Origin of the sequence: Bacteroides gallinaceum (genome assembly GCF_030373775.1) — a bacterium.
Taxonomy (GTDB): domain Bacteria; phylum Bacteroidota; class Bacteroidia; order Bacteroidales; family Bacteroidaceae; genus Phocaeicola; species Phocaeicola excrementipullorum.
The window spans coordinates 1-1,875 of record NZ_JAUDEN010000059.1; the positions used below are offsets into that span (position 1 = coordinate 1).

The 1,875-nt window shown below is 46.8% G+C and carries 1 protein-coding gene; it reads right to left on the minus strand.

Annotated features, from left to right (window positions below):
* Positions 1 to 67: 67 nt before the first annotated feature.
* A complete protein-coding gene (locus tag QUW60_RS14890) occupies positions 68 to 1,732 on the minus strand; it encodes an IS1182 family transposase (protein WP_289561468.1) in 1,665 nt (554 codons plus the stop codon).
* Between the last annotated feature and the right edge of the window lie 143 nt (positions 1,733 to 1,875).

A 1,875-nucleotide genomic window follows, 5' to 3' on the forward strand; every position in this document is an offset into this window, starting at 1 on the left:
GAGGGTGTATCAAAATTGAGAAGATTTGATACATCCTCTTTTTCCCTTTGTTGAGTCTTAGAATTTATTAGGCAGCCCTATTTAGAGAGTATCTCTTAAATCTTTGATTCTTCGCATATAGAATTATAGGAATAGCCATAAATTGGTTTTGTTTTGGACAATATCCTCCCTTAATGGCTTTTTTTGCCATTATTGAGCACATTTTCTTTAGATTGAAGGCAATGGCAAAGAAGGCAAGGTCCATTTCAACCTTGTCTATTCCAAAATGACGGAAGCGTTTGTATGCCATGTCGTATTTCATCTGTCCGAAGACGGCTTCCGGCTCTATGCACCGCCGTCCCCGGTGTCTGACCCCTTCTTCTGATGTGAGCCTCTCCCCGGCTTTCCTCCGATATTCGTCCAGCCGGTGATTGACTTCGATAATCCTGTTCCCCTTAGCCTTGAAACAGCTTCCACGAAGCGGGCATCCTTCACATCGACGGGCCTTGTATCGTGCGCTTTCAGTGACATATCCGCTTTCCGTCCTTGACCGTGCCGTACCGATACGTTTCATGTGTTGTCCCATCGGGCAGACGTAATAGTCACCTTCGGCATTGTAGTATAAAGATTGCGGACTGAACGGGTTGGGCTCATAGTGCATCCGCTGTTCGCGGTGGAACCAATTGTACTTCACATAGGCGGCAATGCCGGCTTCATCCATGAACCGGTAGTTTTCTTCCGAACCGTAGCCGGAATCGGCAACCGCCTTGCCCGGCAGTTTATGGTAACGCTCGGCAAACGAGTTGAAGAACGGGATCATGGTCAATGTATCCCCGGGGGATTGAAACAGGCCGAAGTCAAGAATGAACTGGTTCTCCGTTCCTATCTGAAGGTTATAACCCGGTTTGGTCTGCCCGTTGTTCATCGCATCCTCCTTCATGCGCATGAACGTGGCGTCGGGGTCGGTTTTTGAACAGGAGTTGCGCTCGCCAAGGATGCGCAGCTTTTCGTCATATCCTTCAAGTTTGCCGGCATGTTCCTTGAGTTGCCTTATCTGTCTCTCTTTTTCTTTCCGGTGACGCTTTTCCTGCTTTGTTGCCGGTTCAGGTTCCTTCCCCAAAGACCGGTTGAGTTCATCGGCAATATCCATGAGGTCTGCCGGTGTGAAATCCTGTCCGTTTTCCTCCCGGACGTTTTCCTGTGCTATGGCTTCATCTATCTGTTCGAGAAGAGCCTTGATCTTCTCCATCAGCCTGGCACGGTTCCTCTCGGTAGTCTTGTGCCATACAAAAGTATATTTGTTGGCCTTCGATTCGATTTTTGTACCGTCAATATATTCCACCTCAAGAGTGATGAATCCTTTTTCCGCCAGTATTATCACCAACTGTGTGAATACATGGTTGATTTCTTCTTTCACACGGTTGCGGAAGCGGTTGATGGTGTTGAAGTCCGGCTGTTCATAACCCGCCAGCCAGATAAAATGGATGTCACGCTTAAGGGCGGACTCTATCTTACGGCAGGAATAAAGGTTGTTCATGTAGCCATAAATCACGGCCTTGAGCATCATCTTCGGATGGTATGGACTGCGGCCGCGCTCTTTATAAAGTTTGCGGAAGTTTTCCAGCTTAAGGTTATCAATTACCGCGTCAACCACGCGCACAGGGTCGTTTCCCGCAATGTCCTTGTCAAGACGATGGGGAAAAAGAATCGTTTGTTTGGGATTGTAATCCCGAAAGTGTATCTTTGCTGACATATATATGATTGTATGTCATAAAGATACAAAATTTTTATGATATGGCAAAGCCTTGGCTTGGGAAAGTCGGGGCTTTGTTTCATTATATGCATTCTTTACCGATGGATATGAAAAGAGGATGTATCGGAATTTTGATACACCCT